Origin of the sequence: Luteibacter sp. 9133 (assembly GCF_000800155.1) — a bacterium.
GTDB classification, from domain to species: Bacteria; Pseudomonadota; Gammaproteobacteria; order Xanthomonadales; family Rhodanobacteraceae; genus Luteibacter; species Luteibacter mycovicinus.
In genome coordinates this window covers 1015994-1031828 of sequence record NZ_JUHO01000001.1, presented here as the reverse complement: position 1 = coordinate 1031828, position 15835 = coordinate 1015994, and the positions used below count along the sequence as shown (strand labels likewise).

Annotated in this window: 14 protein-coding genes and 1 pseudogene; 6 read left to right on the top strand and 9 right to left on the bottom strand. The window is 66.9% G+C overall.

Annotated features, from left to right (window positions below):
* Positions 1-61: 61 nt before the first annotated feature.
* The 3 genes from FA87_RS04420 to FA87_RS04410 are packed head-to-tail and all read left to right on the top strand — an operon-like array spanning position 62 to position 2668.
* Positions 62-841, top strand: coding sequence for a phosphatase PAP2 family protein (locus FA87_RS04420; protein WP_239708976.1), 780 nt, complete (start codon positions 62-64; stop codon positions 839-841).
* Between the two features lie 40 nt (positions 842-881).
* A complete protein-coding gene (locus tag FA87_RS04415; protein ID WP_036115397.1) occupies positions 882-1829 on the top strand; it encodes a diacylglycerol kinase family protein in 948 nt (315 codons plus the stop codon).
* Positions 1826-2668: a metallophosphoesterase gene (locus FA87_RS04410; protein ID WP_052191139.1), complete on the top strand. Its 843-nt coding sequence runs from the start codon at positions 1826-1828 to the stop codon at positions 2666-2668. The genes FA87_RS04415 and FA87_RS04410 overlap by 4 nt, the downstream gene beginning before the upstream one ends.
* Here the strand turns inward: FA87_RS04410 and FA87_RS04405 are convergent.
* On the bottom strand, positions 2659-3465 hold the full coding sequence (locus FA87_RS04405) for an SDR family oxidoreductase (RefSeq protein WP_051943916.1): 807 nt from the start codon (positions 3463-3465) through the stop codon (positions 2659-2661). The two genes, FA87_RS04410 and FA87_RS04405, sit on opposite strands and share 10 nt — an antisense overlap.
* Positions 3466-3630: 165 nt before the next feature.
* Between FA87_RS04405 and FA87_RS04400 the strand changes: the two genes are divergently transcribed.
* On the top strand, positions 3631-4662 hold the full coding sequence (locus FA87_RS04400) for an oxidoreductase (protein WP_043692638.1): 1032 nt from the start codon (positions 3631-3633) through the stop codon (positions 4660-4662).
* 24 nt (positions 4663-4686) lie between these two features.
* Here the strand turns inward: FA87_RS04400 and FA87_RS04395 are convergent, their stop codons facing one another.
* The 3 genes and pseudogenes from FA87_RS04395 to FA87_RS04380 form a co-directional block, all read right to left on the bottom strand.
* Positions 4687-5547, bottom strand: a complete 861-nt coding sequence (locus FA87_RS04395) for a sulfurtransferase (RefSeq protein WP_043692635.1) — start codon at positions 5545-5547, stop codon at positions 4687-4689.
* Positions 5541-6346: pseudogene (locus FA87_RS04390) on the bottom strand (CoA pyrophosphatase). The gene FA87_RS04395 and the pseudogene FA87_RS04390 overlap by 7 nt, the downstream one beginning before the upstream one ends.
* 13 nt (positions 6347-6359) lie before the next feature.
* Positions 6360-7082, bottom strand: a complete 723-nt coding sequence (locus FA87_RS04380) for an FKBP-type peptidyl-prolyl cis-trans isomerase (protein WP_239708973.1) — start codon at positions 7080-7082, stop codon at positions 6360-6362.
* Between the two features lie 146 nt (positions 7083-7228).
* Between FA87_RS04380 and FA87_RS04375 the strand changes: the two genes are divergently transcribed.
* Positions 7229-8011: an enoyl-CoA hydratase-related protein gene (locus FA87_RS04375; protein ID WP_043692631.1), complete on the top strand. Its 783-nt coding sequence runs from the start codon at positions 7229-7231 to the stop codon at positions 8009-8011.
* Positions 8012-8060: 49 nt separating this feature from the next.
* Here the strand turns inward: FA87_RS04375 and FA87_RS04370 are convergent, their stop codons facing one another.
* The 5 genes from FA87_RS04370 to FA87_RS04350 all read right to left on the bottom strand — a co-directional run bounded on the left by FA87_RS04370 (position 8061) and on the right by FA87_RS04350 (position 14706).
* Positions 8061-8951 carry a DUF1684 domain-containing protein gene (locus FA87_RS04370; RefSeq protein ID WP_043692628.1) on the bottom strand — a complete coding sequence of 297 codons (891 nt, stop codon included), beginning with the start codon at positions 8949-8951 and terminating at the stop codon, positions 8061-8063.
* Positions 8952-8996: 45 nt separating this feature from the next.
* Entirely contained in the window at positions 8997-10850 is a 1854-nt protein-coding gene (gene mutL / locus FA87_RS04365; protein ID WP_043692625.1) for a DNA mismatch repair endonuclease MutL, read from the bottom strand.
* A 52-nt stretch (positions 10851-10902) separates the two neighbouring features.
* Positions 10903-12654 carry an N-acetylmuramoyl-L-alanine amidase gene (locus FA87_RS04360; protein ID WP_043697369.1) on the bottom strand — a complete coding sequence of 584 codons (1752 nt, stop codon included), beginning with the start codon at positions 12652-12654 and terminating at the stop codon, positions 10903-10905.
* 121 nt (positions 12655-12775) lie between these two features.
* A complete protein-coding gene (gene tsaE, locus FA87_RS04355; protein ID WP_043692623.1) occupies positions 12776-13237 on the bottom strand; it encodes a tRNA (adenosine(37)-N6)-threonylcarbamoyltransferase complex ATPase subunit type 1 TsaE in 462 nt (153 codons plus the stop codon).
* Positions 13234-14706, bottom strand: a complete 1473-nt coding sequence (locus tag FA87_RS04350) for a bifunctional ADP-dependent NAD(P)H-hydrate dehydratase/NAD(P)H-hydrate epimerase (RefSeq protein WP_043692620.1) — start codon at positions 14704-14706, stop codon at positions 13234-13236. Before FA87_RS04350 ends, tsaE begins: the two co-directional genes overlap by 4 nt.
* A gap of 35 nt (positions 14707-14741) precedes the next feature.
* Between FA87_RS04350 and queG the strand changes: the two genes are divergently transcribed.
* On the top strand, positions 14742-15812 hold the full coding sequence (queG, locus tag FA87_RS04345) for a tRNA epoxyqueuosine(34) reductase QueG (protein ID WP_043692617.1): 1071 nt from the start codon (positions 14742-14744) through the stop codon (positions 15810-15812).
* Positions 15813-15835 lie beyond the last annotated feature (23 nt).

Here is a 15835-nt window from a genome sequence, read left to right as displayed (position 1 = left end):
GGGCCGCGAGGTCGCGGCGTGGCAACATGCCGATCCTGCCATGAGACGAGGAGTGATCGCAGTGCCATTGGATTGGATCAGCCGCCACGCCCTGTCGGTCTGGGCGCTCCTTCTGGTCGCCGCCCTGCTGGGCGCCGATGTGGCGTGGCGCCGCGCCGTACGGCGGCGAGAAGGACTGGACCCGGCGGCCCGCGCCTTCCTGCGCCCCACGACCGCCATGGTCGTCATCGTCGCCATGCTGGTGATCGCCACGGCGATCGCGGTGGAGGTTCGCGAGCAGGCAGGCCTGACCGTCTTCGACGCCAGCCTCGCCGCCGACCTGCGCGCCAACCTGCCCCTGCCCGTGCTGCGTGCGATCGCCTGGGTCACCCATACGGGCGATCCCGTCGTCGTCGGCGTGGCCACGGGCGTCGTCTTCCTCGCGCTGTTGCTTCGCCGGCACGTGCGCCTCGCCATCACATGGATCGCCACGCTGGTCGGCACCGCCGCGATCAACAGTGCGCTCAAGGGCTGGTTCCAGCGCGAACGGCCGCTGCACGACCATGGCTTCATCGTCGAACACAGTTACAGCTTTCCCAGCGGCCATGCATCGGGGTCGATGGTGTTCTACGGCATGCTCGCGTATGTCCTGCTGGTGCTTTGCCCACCTCGCTGGCACCGGCTCATCGTGATCGCTGCCGTGGCCATGATCACGGTGGTCGGTATCAGCCGCATCCTGCTCCAGGTGCATTACTTCAGCGACGTGATGGCGGGATACGCCACGGGCCTTGCCTGGGTCACGCTGTGTGTCGGCAGCGCGGAATACCTCCGCCTTCGCGAGGGCCGGCAGGCCAGGACGTAATTTCATGCGGCCGTAACGAGGCGAATGCTTCGATCCAGCGATGTCCAGTCCAGTCTCTTTCGCCATTGTCATGAATGCCGGCTCCGGCCGACAGGACGCCGCGGCGGCACGCGACGAGATCGCCTCGATTCTCGATGCCGCCGGACATCCTCATGCGTTTTTTCTCATCGACGACGAGCACGACATCGTGGACGTCGTCCGCGACGCCGCCGCGTACGCCAGCGAGCAGGGTGGCGCGATCGTGGCCGCGGGCGGCGACGGCACCATCAACTGCGTTGCCGCCGCGGCGTGGCGCGAACAGCTGACCATGGGCATCCTGCCGCAAGGTACCTTCAACTTCGTCGGCCGGACGCACGGCATTCCGACGGACACCCGCGGCGCCGCCGAGGCGCTCGTGCGGTCTACGCCGATCAACGCACAGATCGGCATGGTCAACGATCGCGTGTTCCTGGTGAATGCGAGCCTCGGTCTCTATCCGCAGGTGCTCGAAGACCGCGAGACGTGGAAACAGCGTTTCGGCCGGCACCGCATCGTTGCCTTGTGGTCGGGCCTGTCGACGCTGATGAAGGGTTTCCGGCCGCTTCGCGTCGAAGTAACCGACGGCACGCGGTCGCGTCAGCTGCGAACGCCGACACTGTTCGTCGGTAACAATGCGCTGCAGCTGGAGAAAATCGGTCTGCCCGAGGCGGTGGACGTGCATCGCAACGATGGCACGCTGGCCGGACTCGTGCTCAAGCCCATCGGCAAGCTCACCATGCTCCGCCTCATACTCAGCGGCGCCCTGGGCAAGCTCGGCGAAGCGGACGACGTCGTCAGCTTTCCGTTTCGCGAGATCACGGTCAAACCGAAACACCACCGCGCGAAGATCAAGGTGGCCGTCGACGGCGAGATCGTCTGGCTCGATCCGCCTATCGTCTTCCGCGCCGCGCCGCGCCCGCTCGTGCTGCTTACCCATGGTGAACGCCAGCCAGGGGAGGATCCGGGTTGAGCACGCTGGTACAGATTTCCGATACGCACTTCGGCACCGAGCGTCCCGACGTGGTGTCGGCACTGAGCGAACTGATCATCTCGATGCGGCCGGATCTCGTCATACTTTCCGGTGACGTCACGCAGCGCGCGCGGCGCAGCCAGTTCGATGCGGCCCGCCGTTTCATCGACGGCTACGGGCGCCCCACCCTCGTGATTCCGGGGAACCACGACGTCCCGTTGTTGAACGTCTTCGCACGCGTCTTCGATCCGTTCGGTGGTTTCCGCCGCGTCTTCGGGGCAAACCTGGAGCCCGGGCACACGGACGACGCGTTGCTGGTCATCGGCGTCAATACCGTCCGGGCGCACCGGCACAAGAACGGCGAGGTATCCGATGCGCAGATCGAACGCGTCAGCCAGCGGTTACGCGAGGCCACCGCCGATCAGTTGCGCGTCGTCGTAACGCACCAGCCAGTCCATGTGATACGAGAGAAGGATGTCGAGAACCTTCTGATCAACCACGAGCGCGCGATCGCCGCCTGGGCCGCCGCCGGCGCGGACCTGGTGCTCGGCGGACACATCCACCTGCCTTATGTCAGGCCGCTCAATACCGAAAAGCGTGCACTGTCCAGTGAGTTGTGGTCGGTACAGGCGGGCACGGCGTTGTCGACGCGCATTCGCGAGGGAATCAGCAACTCTTTCAATGTCATTCGCCACGACCCGACCACCGATCGCTCGACATGCGTGGTCGAGCAATGGGATTACAACGAGGCCAACGGGCGCTTCGATCCCGGCGGGAAGACGACCGTGCCTCTTCAGCGGTACAGCGGCATCCCATCGTCGGCAGGGCTTCAGACGTAATGCATCTTCCGCGCAACCCCACCGTCGACGGTAAAGTTCTCGCCGGTGATGAACCCCGCCTGCGACGACAGCAGGAATACCGCCAGCGCACCGATGTCCGGCGGGATACCCGCCCGCCCGACCGGGTGCTGCGCATGATCCGCCGCTGACAGCTTCGGCTTATGGCGCGCCGATGGCTTCTTCCAGTCATCCACCACGATCCACCCCGGATTGATCGCATTGACGCGAACCGGTCCCACGCTGATCGCGAGCGCGTGCGTCAACGCGACGATGCCGCCCTTGCTCGCCGCATAGGCTTCCGTGTCAGGCTCGGACTGGTGCGCGCGCGACGAGGAAATATTGACGATGGCGCCGTTGCTCTTTTTCAACGCCGGCAAGGCGTGCTTGCTGCAGAGAAAGGTCCCACCGAGGTTCGTATCGATGCGCCGCTTCCATTCGGTCCAGTCGAGCTTCTCGATCGGACCGTTCACAGGGTTGGCGATGCCTGCGTTATTGACCAGGCCATCGATGCGACCGAAGCGTCGCAATGACGAGGCCACGAAACGCCTGACACTCGCTTCCTTCGCGACATCCAGCACGAGAAACGCGGCGCGCTCGCCCGCGTCCCATTCGTCGATACAGGCCTTGCCGGCTTCGGCATCCAGATCGCCGATGACCACGGAGCCACCGGCGGCCAGTACCGCTTCCGCGATGCCCTTGCCCACACCTTGCGCACCGCCGGTCACAAGTACGACCTTGCCGGGCCACTCACTCGTCGCGGCGGAGGGTATAGGCGCGGCTTTCTTTGCTGCCACCATGGGTCATGTCTCTTCAGGGAGGTCGCCGCCGATGCTCTGCGTCGCCCCGTGCAGGGAACGTCACGCTGGGCAACGATCAGAGGCGACAGAAAACCGCGAATTCCTGAACGAAACGCTCAGGCGGCTCGCGCTACGCTTGTTGCCAGGACTACCTCAGGAACGACTATGCAACCGATTCCCACCGGCCTCATCGGCTATGGCACAGCAGGTGCCTTCTTCCATGCGCCACTGATCGCCGCGGCGGAAGGCCTTCGTCTCGCCGCCATCGGCAGTCGCCGTGCGGAACAGATCGCCCGCGACTTTCCCGAGGCCACGGCGTATGAACATCCTCACGACCTGATCGCGGACCCGTCGCTCGAGCTGATCGTGATCGCTTCGCCCAACGAGAGCCATGCGCCACTGGCTCGTGCCGCGCTGGAAGCAGGCAAGCATGTCGTGGTGGACAAGCCGTTCACGCTGAACGCCGCCGAGGCCGATGCCCTGATCGGGCTGGCCGACCGCGTGGACCGCCGCCTTTCCGTCTTCCAGAACCGTCGCTGGGACAACGATTTCCTGACCGTTCGTCGCCTCGTCGACGACGGCCGCCTCGGCGAGGTCGTCTACTTCGAGGCGCACTTCGATCGCTTCCGCCCCGAGATCAAGCAGGGGTGGCGCGAGACCGAGGTCGCGGGATCCGGCCTGCTCTACGACCTTGGCGCGCACCTGATCGACCAGGCCCTGGTGTTGTTCGGCCTGCCTCAGGCGATCACCGCGGATGTCACGCGCCAGCGCGCAGCCGCAAAGGTGGATGACTACTTCCATCTCGTGCTCGATTACGGCCATCGGCGCGCGGTGTTGCATGCGTCGGTCATGGTCCGCGACCCGGGCCCGCGCTATCTCGTCCACGGCGATGGCGGCAGCTTCGTGAAGTACGGCATCGACGGCCAGGAAGCCGCGCTTCGTGAGGGCCGCCGCCCGGGCGGCGCGAACTGGGGCGAGGACGAGCCGGCGTCGTTCGGCCGGTTCACCGATGCCGATGGCAGCACCACGGTGATCGATACCCTGCCCGGCCGTTACACGGCGTATTACGAAGGTGTGGCCGCGGCGATTCGCCAGGGTGCGACCTTGCCGGTCGCCGCACGCGAGGCCCGCGATGTCATCCGGGTGATCGAGGCGGCGCAGCTGAGTGCGCGCGAGCGGCGGACGGTGTCGCTCTGACCCATCGCCGGCGAGGAGCGGACGTCAGCCCTCGCCGGTCGCCACACCGCGCGACCGGTCGCTCACCCAGCCACTCCACGACGGCGCATACAGACGCGATCCGCACAGCCCCGCGTACTCCATGGCCAGCAGGTTATGGCATGCGGTCACGCCGGAGCCGCACATGTGTACGACGTCTTCCGCCGGATGGGGTCCGATCACCCCTTCGAACGCGCGACGAAGGTCCTCCGGTGAGCGAAACCGGCCCTCCGCGTCGAGGTTGTCGGTAAACGGCCGGTTGCGCGCTCCCGGTACGTGCCCCGCCACGGGATCGAGCGGTTCGACGTCGCCCCGGTAGCGCGGCGCCGCACGCGCATCCAGCAGAACGAAGCGCCCGCTGGCGACACCATCGGCGAGTTCATCCGCACCGACCGTGCCCGCGTCGTCGAAGGCCGCGTGTACCGCCGTCGCATCACGCGAAGCCACCCTCGCATCGACGGGAAGCCTGGCCGCCTCCCAGGCGGCCCAGCCTCCGTCGAGCACCGCGACATTGTCGAGGCCGGCCAGACGCGCCAGCCACCACAGACGTGCCGCCGCCAGTGCGCCGCCTGCCGCGTCGTAAACGACGACCTGCAAATCGGGGCGCCACCCCGCGCGCGACAGCCACGCCGCGAACGACGCCGCGGACGGCAACGGATGTCGCCCCCGGCCGTTCGCCGGCGTGGCCATGTCGGCGAGGTCACGATCGAGGTCGGCACGCACCGCGCCAGGCACGTGCGCCTGTGCGTAGTCCTCATTCCCCTTCGACGGCTGCGCCAGGTCGAAACGCGCATCGACGAAAAGCACGTCCTGCGCCGGCAGATGGGAAGCGGTGATGGCGTCTATCAGCGTGCGCGAGATCAACATGGGTGATGTCCCATTCGCTTGAGCAGGTTGAGAAGAATGGCCGCCGTGACACCCCAGATGCGGTAACCCGCGTGGAGAAATTCGACCATGTCGCGGCGGTGTCCACGGAAATCCATCGTATAGCGGCGGAGGTTTGCCGGCTCGAGAAAGAAGGCGAAAGGGACCTCGAAGACCTCGGCCACCTCGCCGGGATCGGGCGTCAGTGTCGCCTCGGCCGCGATACGCGCGACCACCGGCGTGACGGAGTAACCGCTGATCGTCTCGAAGGATTCCAGGAACCCCAACGGCGTTACCATGCGCGCATCGAGCCCGATTTCCTCGTGACTTTCGCGCAGGGCCGTGGCGACCGCGTCCTCGTCGTGGTCCTCCACCCGGCCGCCGGGAAAGGCGACCTGACCCGCATGCTGCTGCAGCGTGTCCGTGCGTACGGTGAGCACGACACGCTGCTCACGGTCGTCACGAATACCGATCAGAACCGCGGCGGCGCGCCTCGGTGCATCGCCGATGAGCTCGGCCATGTCCTCGTGGTTCCAGCCGCGCGGTCCCGGGGGCGCCTCCAGGGGAAGCAGCGCGCCGTGCAGCCGGGCGAGCAGGTCATCCATCAGGCGTCCTGCCTGCCTGGCAGGATCCGGTCCATCAACCAGAGTTTCTGCTCGTCGTCCATCGTGGACCAGCGGGCGATCTCGTCACCCGTGCGCAGACAGCCCTCACAGAGGCCGCGCGCGTCGAGCCGGCACACACCGGTGCAGGGAGTCAGGGGCAGCGAGGAGGAAGAGACGATGGCCATACCGTCGGCCATTCTAGCGCGACGGTCAGGGCTTGACGTCGATGAGCTCGAGGTCGAACAACAACGCCTCGTTAGGCCCGATGCGCGGCAGTTCACCGCGCTCGCCATAGGCCAGCGCCGGTGGAATCACCACTTTCCACTTGTCACCGACATGCATACGCGGAATGACGTCCTGCCAACCGGGGATGACGCGGTTGACCGTGAAGGTCACGGGTTTGCCGTGCGCGTACGAGCTGTCGAACTCCGTACCGTCGATCAGCGCCCCGCGGTAATTCACCACGACCGTGCTCGTGACCTGCGCCTGTGCGCCGTTGCCCTTGGCGAGCACGGCGTACTGGATGCCGGAGGGCAACGTGGTCACGCCGGGGCGGGTGCGATTGCGGGCGAGAAAATCCGCGCTGCGCTTCGCATTGGCGGTGGCGACACGACGGAATTCGACCGCCGAGTCGCGCTGGACCTTGGCATCGAAGTTGACGAGCTGCTGCTGCATCACGTCGATCGGAACGCCTGGCGCACGCTTGGCATAACCATCCTGCAGTGCCTTGACCAGCACGGCGATGTCCACGTCGGGCTGCGCGCTGTTGGCGAACTGCGTGCCGATCTGATAACCGATCGCATACGACAGCTTCGTCTTGTCGATGACCGGAGCACCGGACGCAGGCGCCGTCGACGGTGCCTGTGCCAACGCCGGGAGGGCGGGCAGGCACAGCAGTGCGGCGATCGTGACCAGCAAACGCGAGGATGGCATCCCGTTCTCCATGAACCCGGAACCCTGGGCGTGCGTGGAGGATAATCCATCGGTCGCCGCCCCGTCCGTACGCCATAAGACGCCGCGCAGGGGGTAAAGGTTCCCCTGCTACCATCCGCCTCCTCGCCCAACCGCCAGGAACCGCCATGGCCTTTCGTACGCTTACCACCGCCGACCGCGGCGCCGTGCGCCACATCACGGTCAACCGCCCCGACAAGCTCAACGCGCTCAACCGCGAGACCATCGGCGAGCTGACGCTCGCCTTCCGCCAGGCCGCCCAGGACGATGCCGTCCGTGTGGTGGTCCTCGCCGGCGCTGGCGACAAAGCCTTCGTCGCCGGTGCGGACATCTCGGAGATGACCGCCTGGTCTCCGGTGAAGGCGCAGGCCGCTTCACGGGCCGGGCAGGACCTCATGCTGACCGTCGAACGGCTCGGCAAGCCGGTGATCGCCAAGATCCAGGGCTACGCGCTGGGAGGCGGCATGGAACTGGCCATGGCGTGCCACTTGCGCGTCGCCAGCGACAAGGCGCGCTTCGGTCAGCCGGAAATCGGCCTCGGCCTGATCCCCGGCTTTGGCGGCACGCAGCGTCTCACCCGCCTCGCCGGTCGCGGCATCGCACTGGAGCTGTGTCTGCTCGGCCAGCAGATCGACGCCGCGCGTGCCGAACGCGTCGGGGTCGTCACCCGCGTCGTGGCGGCCGATGAACTGGATGCCGCCGTGGATGCCATGGCCGAACAGCTTGCCGCCGCCGCGCCGCTCGCGCTGAAGGGAATTCTGGAAGCCGTGATCGAGGGTGGTGAGTGCGCGATCGATCAGGGACTGGCTTTCGAGACCCAGGGCTTCGCCATCGCCTTCTCGACGGAAGACATGCAGGAAGGCACCAGCGCGTTCCTGGAGCGGCGCAAGCCGACCTTTAAGGGTGCCTGAGCGCATCCGACGCTGACGCCGGCCTGCCCGCGCGTGGGTGAGCCTGGCGTCAGCCGTGGCCGCCCGCGTACTTCTTCTCGCCCGCCGTCACCCGGACATCCAGCCGGTTTTCGGGCGGCGCCAGCGGGCAGGTGGCGTACGGCGTGAACGCACAGGGCGGATTGCGGGCTTCGTTGAAATCGAGCACGAGCTTGCCGTCCTTCGCCAACGGGGTATCGAGGAAGCGTGCGGCGCCGTACGTCTCCTTACCGCTGGTGCGGTCGGCGAAAACGAAGAACAGCGAGTCGGGTTCTTCCTGGATCGGGAAGAGCTCGTAGGTGTGCCCGTCGCGCGTGAACACCGCTTTGCCCGGTACCTTTTCCTTGTCGATCGTGCCAAGCACCGAGCCGATCTCGATCTCATGCGGAGGATCGAACGGTACCCACTCCGCTTCGACGCGCCACGACGGATCGACGGCGAAATAGTCGAGGCCGACGAAGTGCGTGCGGGTCTCCGCCTTCTCGTCCTTTACGCGCAGCGCCTTCTTGCCGTCGCGGGCGATGACGAAGAAATTGGCGGAGCCGAAGCGCACTTCGGTCGCCTTGCCACCGTTGCCGCCGTCGTCCACCAGGGTCGCCCGCTGCACCTCGCGACCGTCGACAAGGACACCGCTGCCCCTGGCGACTTCCAGCGTGACGTTGCCGGTGTCGTCCAGCGTGACGACGCCGAGGTGTGCCGGGCCGGCCTTGAGCACGATGTCATTGTCCGCGGCGCTGCCGACGCGATTCGCTCCCGGCTGCAGCCATTCCAGACCGATCAGGCTGAGCCATCCGGCCGGCGCCTTGAGGGTTTCGAGGCGCGACGCGCGGACTTTTTCCACGGCGGCGGTATAGGCATCGCCGGCAATGACACTGCCGGACGTGACCGCCACGACGGAGGCGAAGGCAAACGAACGGATCATGGCGATACCCCGGTTTGGACGTCTATCCGTCCAGCATACACGGATTCAGCGACCGCGCAGAAACAGCCTGTCCAGCTCCCCCAGCGACAACTGCACCCAGGTCGGCCGGCCGTGATTGCACTGACCGGAGCGCTCGGTGGCTTCCATCTCGCGAAGCAAAGCGTTCATTTCAGGAATGCCCAGGCGTCGGCCAGCCCGTACCGAGCCGTGACACGCCATCGTCGAAAGCAGTTCGTTTTCGAGCTCCTCGAGACGACGTGAGCTGCCGTGCTGGGCGAGTTCCCCGAGCACGTCGCGGGTCAGCTGCGCCACATCGGCACCTTCCAGCAGCGATGGGATACGCCGCACCACGACGCCCGACGGGCCACTGCGCGACAGCTCCAGGCCCCACTCACCCAGTGCGTCCGCATGCTCTTCGGCAGCGGCGGCTTCGCGCGCGCTGACCGCGATCGACAACGGCACCAGTAGCATCTGCGAGCGCAGGTTGGCGGTGACGCGACCGTTCTTGAGCTTCTCGTAAGTGATTCGTTCGTGCGCCGCGTGCATGTCGACCAGCACCATCCCGTGCTCGTTCTCGGCGAGTACGTAGATGTTCTTCAGCTGCGCGATCGCATACCCCAGCGGCGGGACGTCGCCACCCGACTCCGGCTCGTTGCCGGCTGGCGGCGTCCACGACGTCGAGGGGCGCGGCGCCGATGCGGTGCTGCCGAACAACGTGGCATAGCCGGCGAGCGGCTCGTCGCGGACGCCGAGTGTCAGGCGCGACTGACTGCCCGCCTGCGGCCAGGCGGCCATCGGAGGAGCCGACGACTGGGTGGCGGTAAAGCCGGGCTGCACGAAGCCCGAGCCCACCGTGCCCACCATGGCCACGGAGCCTTCGCCCGCCGCTGCGGCGACACCGGCGCGTGTCTGCGCGAGCGCCTCGTGCAAAGTCCGGAAAAGAAAATCGTGGATGAGTCGCTGTTCGCGAAAGCGCACTTCACTCTTGGCCGGATGCACGTTCACATCGACGCCGACCGGATCCAGCGTAAGGAACAGCACGAAGACCGGATGACGACCATGAAACAGCACGTCGGCATACGCCTGGCGTACGGCATGCGCGACGATGCGATCGCGGACGAGGCGCCCGTTGACGTAGAAATATTGCTGGTCGGCCTGGGAACGGGATGCCGTGGGCAGCCCCACCCAGCCGGACAGGCGCAGACCGGCCGCCTCGTGATCGACCCGCAGCGACTGGCCCGGAAATTCCGGACCGAGGACCTCGGCGACACGGGCCAGCGCGGCATGTTCGTCGCGGGCCGGCTTCAGCAGCCGCACCGGCTTGCCATTGTGCGACAGGCGGATATCGACGCCTTCTCGCGCCAGTGCCAGCGATTTCAGCAGGTCGTCGATGTGAGCGAACTCGGTGCGCTCGGCGCGGAGAAACTTGCGTCGGGCCGGCACGTTGTAGAACAGGTCGCGCACCTCGATCGTGGTACCCGGCGGATGCTGCGCGGGACGCGCTTCCTGCAGGCGACCGCCATCCACCTCGATACGCCAGGCGGCGTCTTCACCGGTCGAACGGGACGTCAGCGCGAACCGCGCCACCGATGACACGGAGGCCAGGGCTTCACCGCGGAATCCCATGCTGGCGACGCGCTCGAGGTCGTCGAAGCTGCCGATCTTGCTCGTGGCATGCGAGGCCACGGCCAGGGCAAGTTCGTCGCGAGGAATGCCGCCGCCGTCGTCGCGCACGCGGATCAGGCGGGAGCCGCCCTGCTCGATATCGACCTCGATGCGGCGGGCGCCTGCGTCGATGCTGTTCTCGACGAGCTCTTTGACCACCGAGGCGGGCCGCTCGATGACTTCGCCGGCCGCGATCTGGTTGATCAGCTCGGGCGGCAGGGGGCGAATGGGCATGGCTTACGACCTGACTGCGTTCAGGTCGAAAGGATAGCCCAAGGCGACTCCGTCAGCTCGACGGAATAACCATCACCGACCCGATGCGGACGTTGTTGTCGTTCATCTTGTTGGCGCTCTTGAGCGCGCCGACCGACACGCCGTACTGCTGGGCGATACCGGTCAGCGTCTCACCGCGGTTGACGCGGTGCAGGTCGCGCACGTTGTCATCGGCGCGGCCGGCGGGCGCCGCGGGCTTCGGCGGAGCATCGACGGTCTGCACGACGATGGCGTCGGATGGCGGACGTTTGGCCCCGCCCTTGAGGGGTTCGGGTTCTGATCGGGGTGCGGGCGTCGGTGCCCGGCTGGCGGGGGCTTTCGCGACAGGCTCACGACTGGCGACCACCCGGGTCGTCGCCGCCTTGACCGCGTCCGATGCCACGGCCCCGGCGTCCGAGGCCACGGCCGGCGCGGCGGGCGCACTCGCCGCCGTCGAAGCCAGCGACGTGCCGTTGCGGCGCGCGGCCTGCGCGGCAAACCACGTGCCCGGGGGCGGCATGGACTCGAAATAGTTGCGCACGCCGCCGAGCACCGCGGTCGCCAGCTCACGACGGTGACCGTCGTCGCGCAGGCGCTTTTCTTCGGTGGGATTCGTGATGAAGGCCGTCTCGACCAGGATCGAGGGGACGTCCGGCGAACGCAGCACCACGAAGTTGGCGCGCTCGACGTAGCCGCGATGGGTCGGGCCCAGGCGGCCGAGGGCCTTCAGCACGTTGCCGGCGATGGATTCGCTGGCCTGCATCGCGTAGCCCTGCTGGAGATCCAGCAGTACGGCGGCGAGGGAATCGTCCTTGTCGTCCAGCGAGACGCCGCCGACCAGGTCGGCGCGGTTTTCGCGGTCAGCCAGCCAGCGCGAGGCCTCCGACGTCTTTCCGCGAGGGGATAGCACCCAGACCGACGAGCCCTTGGCATCGCCGTTCTTGAACGCGTCCGCGTGAATCGACACGAACATGTCCGCGTTGTGCTCTCGAGCGATCTGGTAGCGGCGCTTCAGCGGAATGAAGTAATCGCCGTTACGGGTCAGGACGGCCTGCATGCCGGGCTGGCGGTTGATCTGATCCGCGAGTTCGCGCGCCACCTGCAGCGTGACGTCCTTCTCGCGCAGTCCTGTAGCGCCCCTGGCACCGGGATCTTCACCGCCGTGGCCCGCATCGATCGCGACGACGACCTTGCGCTCACCGGTCAGCATCGGCGGCGAGCCGGCTGAAATCGTCTTTGCCGTCTTTCCAGCCCTGCCGCGTTTTCCGCCGGAGGGCGCAACCGTCGGCGTATCCGCGGCGGCTTCCGCATCGGCCTGCGCGGCAGCCTTCGCAATCGCGGGCGTGTCGTTGTCCGTTGGACTGTTATCGCCGGGGTCGCTCTGCCCGCCCGGGTAAAGGTCGAGCACCAGCCGGTACCCGTAGTCCCCGGCCGGCTTCAGAAGGAAACTCTTCGGCTTCGCCCTTGCATCGACGCTGGCGACCAGGCGGGCGCCGCCGCCCTGCCTGCCCGTCGTCATCGACTTGAACAGGCCCTGCGCGCCTGGCGCGGAGAAATCCCCCGTCACCGAGCTGCCGGCGATATCCAGCACCACGCTGCCCGGGGTGTCTCCCTGGGACATCTTGTAGGTCGCCGGACCGGAGAGATCGAAAACGACCCGGGTGTATTCCGGGCCCGCCCAGACGCGGGCTGCCTTCACGTCGGCCGCATTCGAGGCGGCAGGAGCAAACGTCGCGACGGCGGTCACGCACGCAAGCAGGCCTAATTTGTTAGTGATTCCCCTCATATGGCCCGGATTGAACTCCATGCGCCCGACGAATGCAATATCTTTTCCCTTGATAATCCATAACCTGCGAAACCTTCGTCAACGCGCGTACAGGAATGCGCTCCAAACAGCGACAGGAAGGTCAGTCGCCGAGGGCTTCCAGAAGTCGCCGACCCGTGGGAGTCCGCGCCTCGAGCCGAACGGCGCGGCCGCCGTCGGCATGTCGGAAGTACAGCTCCAGATCGACAGGCGGTAACGCCCCAGCGCCGCGCTCAGGCCATTCCACGAGGACGATGGCGCCGGGCTCGGCCAGGCTGTCGAGGCCCAGCCATTCGAGTTCGCCGGGATCCGCGATGCGATACAGATCGAGATGAAAGGCACGACGATCGCCGATGTCGTAGCCCTCGACGAGGCTGTAAGTGGGGCTCTTTACGCGCTCTCCGACACCGAGCGCGCGAAGAAACGCTCTGGCGAACGTCGTTTTCCCCACGCCGAGATCGCCATGCAGGAAGGCGACCAGACCGCCGGGAAACGCCCCGGCCACACTGCGGCCGAGGGTGAGGGTTGCTTCCTCGTCAGGGAGAATCCGCTCGGCGCCGCTCATGAGGGTAGCCCGTTGACGAGCCGGCGAAGCGGCTCGAGCAGGTCGCCGGCAAGCAGGCCACGCTCGCCGGCTCGCGCCGCCACATCCGCGGCGCGCGCATGCAGCGCCACGCCGAGGCAAGCGGCTTCATAAGGTCTACATCCCTGCCCCAGCAAGCCAGCGACGATACCGGTCAGGGTATCCCCCATGCCGCCGCTCGCCATGCCCGGGTTCCCCCACGGGCATACGGCGACCTCGCCCTCGGGCGAAGCGATCAGGCTGCCATTGCCCTTCAGGACGACGACGGCGCGGTAGCGCCGGGCCAGCTCGCGGACCGCCGCGAATCGATCGGCCTGAATTGCCGCGGTTTCGACGCCGAGCAGGCGTGCCGCTTCACCGGGGTGCGGGGTCAGGACAATGTGTTCCGGAAGTGCGCGCGGCTCGGCGTGAAGCAGATTGAGCCCATCGGCATCCAGCACCGTGGGCAAGCCGGCGTCCAGCGCGGTGGTCCAGAGAGCGTGCCCCCAGGCCGCCTGGCCGAGTCCGGGACCGAGGGCCACCACGGATGCCTTGTCGAGCATGGGCTGCAACGCCTGCGGGCCGTTGACGCCATGTGCCATCAACTCCGGGCGCGCGGCATTCATCGCCAGCACGTTCTCCTCGCGGGTCGCCACGCTGACCAGTCCCGCGCCCGTCCGGAGCGCAGCCTCGGCAGCCATGCGTACGGCACCGCCGGTACCGTGGTCGCCGCCGATCGCGAGGATATGGCCGTTACTGCCCTTGTGGGAATCCCGCGGACGACGCGGCAACGAGGCTTCGATGAGCAGGCACGCGTCCGGCGACTCCAGCGCGCTGTCCGGCAGGTCGAGTGAATGGAGCTCGATATCGCCCGCCACCTCGGCCCGATGCGTATGCAAGCCGCGTTTGTGCACGATGAAGGTCGCCGTGGCGTCGGCGCGGACGACCACACCCGGACAGTCGCCCGTGTCTGCGTTCAGTCCCGAGGGCACGTCCAGCGCGAACACGGCAACCTTCGCGGCATTGAGCGCTTCGATCGCCTTGCAGGCCTCGCCCTCCGGTGCGCGATTGAGTCCCGTCCCGTAGATCGCATCCACGATCAGTTCGGCGGCCGGCAGCGAGGGCCACGCCTCGAAGGCCTCAACGCGGCCGCCCACGGCCTCGAAGGCCTGCCGTGCCTGAGAGGCGTCCGCGCCACTGGGTACGCCGAGTGCCAGGAGGTCGACGGCCAGACCATCTCGCAGCGCATCGCGCGCGACCAGATAGCCGTCGCCACCGTTATTTCCCGGGCCGCACACCACTCTGAGTCGCCGGATTTGCGGCCAGCGCAGCCGGAGCATCCGATAGGCGGCCGCCGCGGCACGCGTCATCAGTTCGAAGCCCGGGATGCCGAGTTCGTCGATCGCGCGCCGGTCGATGGCACGGGCCTGCCCGGACGTGAAGAGGGCGATATCGAGGTTGGGTGCGGTCATCGGAGGATTATAGGAGGGCCAAGTAGAATGCACGTATGCCCGCCACCACCGACACCGACTACGCCGCACTCGCCACCGACATCAAACGTTGGGCGCGCGAGCTCGGCTTTGCGGACGTCGGCATCGCCGGCACGGACCTCGGCCACGACGAGGCGTACCTGGAACGCTGGCTGGCCGATGGTCACCACGGCGAGATGGATTACATGGCGCGCCACGGGACACGTCGCAGCCGCCCGGCTGAACTCGAGCCAGGCACCTTGCGCGTGGTGTCCGTACGCATGGATTACATCCCGCCCGGCACGGCGAACGCCTGGGACGTGATCCATGACGGCGAAAAAGCCTACGTCGCTCGCTACGCACTGGGACGCGACTATCACAAGGTCATGCGCAACCGCCTGCAGAAGCTGGCGGCGAAGATTGGCGAGCGCATCGGCGACTTCGGTTATCGGGCGTATGTGGATTCGGCGCCGGTGCTGGAGAAGGCGCTGGCCCGTAACGCGGGCCTAGGCTGGATCGGCAAGCACACGGTTCTGATCAACAAGCGCGCGGGTTCGTATTTCTTCCTCGGTGAGCTGTACACCGACCTGCCGCTGCCCGTGGACGAACCCGCCAGCGCGCATTGCGGCAGCTGCCGCCGTTGCATCGACATCTGCCCGACCCAGGCCATCGTGGCGCCATACCGGCTCGATGCACGTAAATGCATTTCATACCTGACGATCGAACTCAAGGGCAGCATTCCCGAGGAGCTGCGCGCGCCAATCGGCAATCGCGTCTTCGGTTGCGATGACTGTCAGTTGATCTGCCCGTGGAACAAGTTTGCACAGGAGGCCACGGAGCCCGACTTCGCTCCGAGGCACAGCCTCGATGGCCCCAGGCTGATCGATCTCTTCGCATGGAGCGAGCAGGAATTCCTGTCGCGCACCGAAGGGATGGCGATCCGCCGCACGGGCTATGAGGGCTGGCTGCGTAATCTGGCCGTCGGCCTGGGCAATGCGCCTACGTCCCGGGAGGTCGTCGAGGCACTCGAGGCGCGTGCCGACGATGCCTCAGCGATCGTCCGCGAGCATGTTGCCTGGGCGCGCAAACGTCATTCACCGGCGCGGTAACGAAAAAAAGGCTCCGTTCCCGG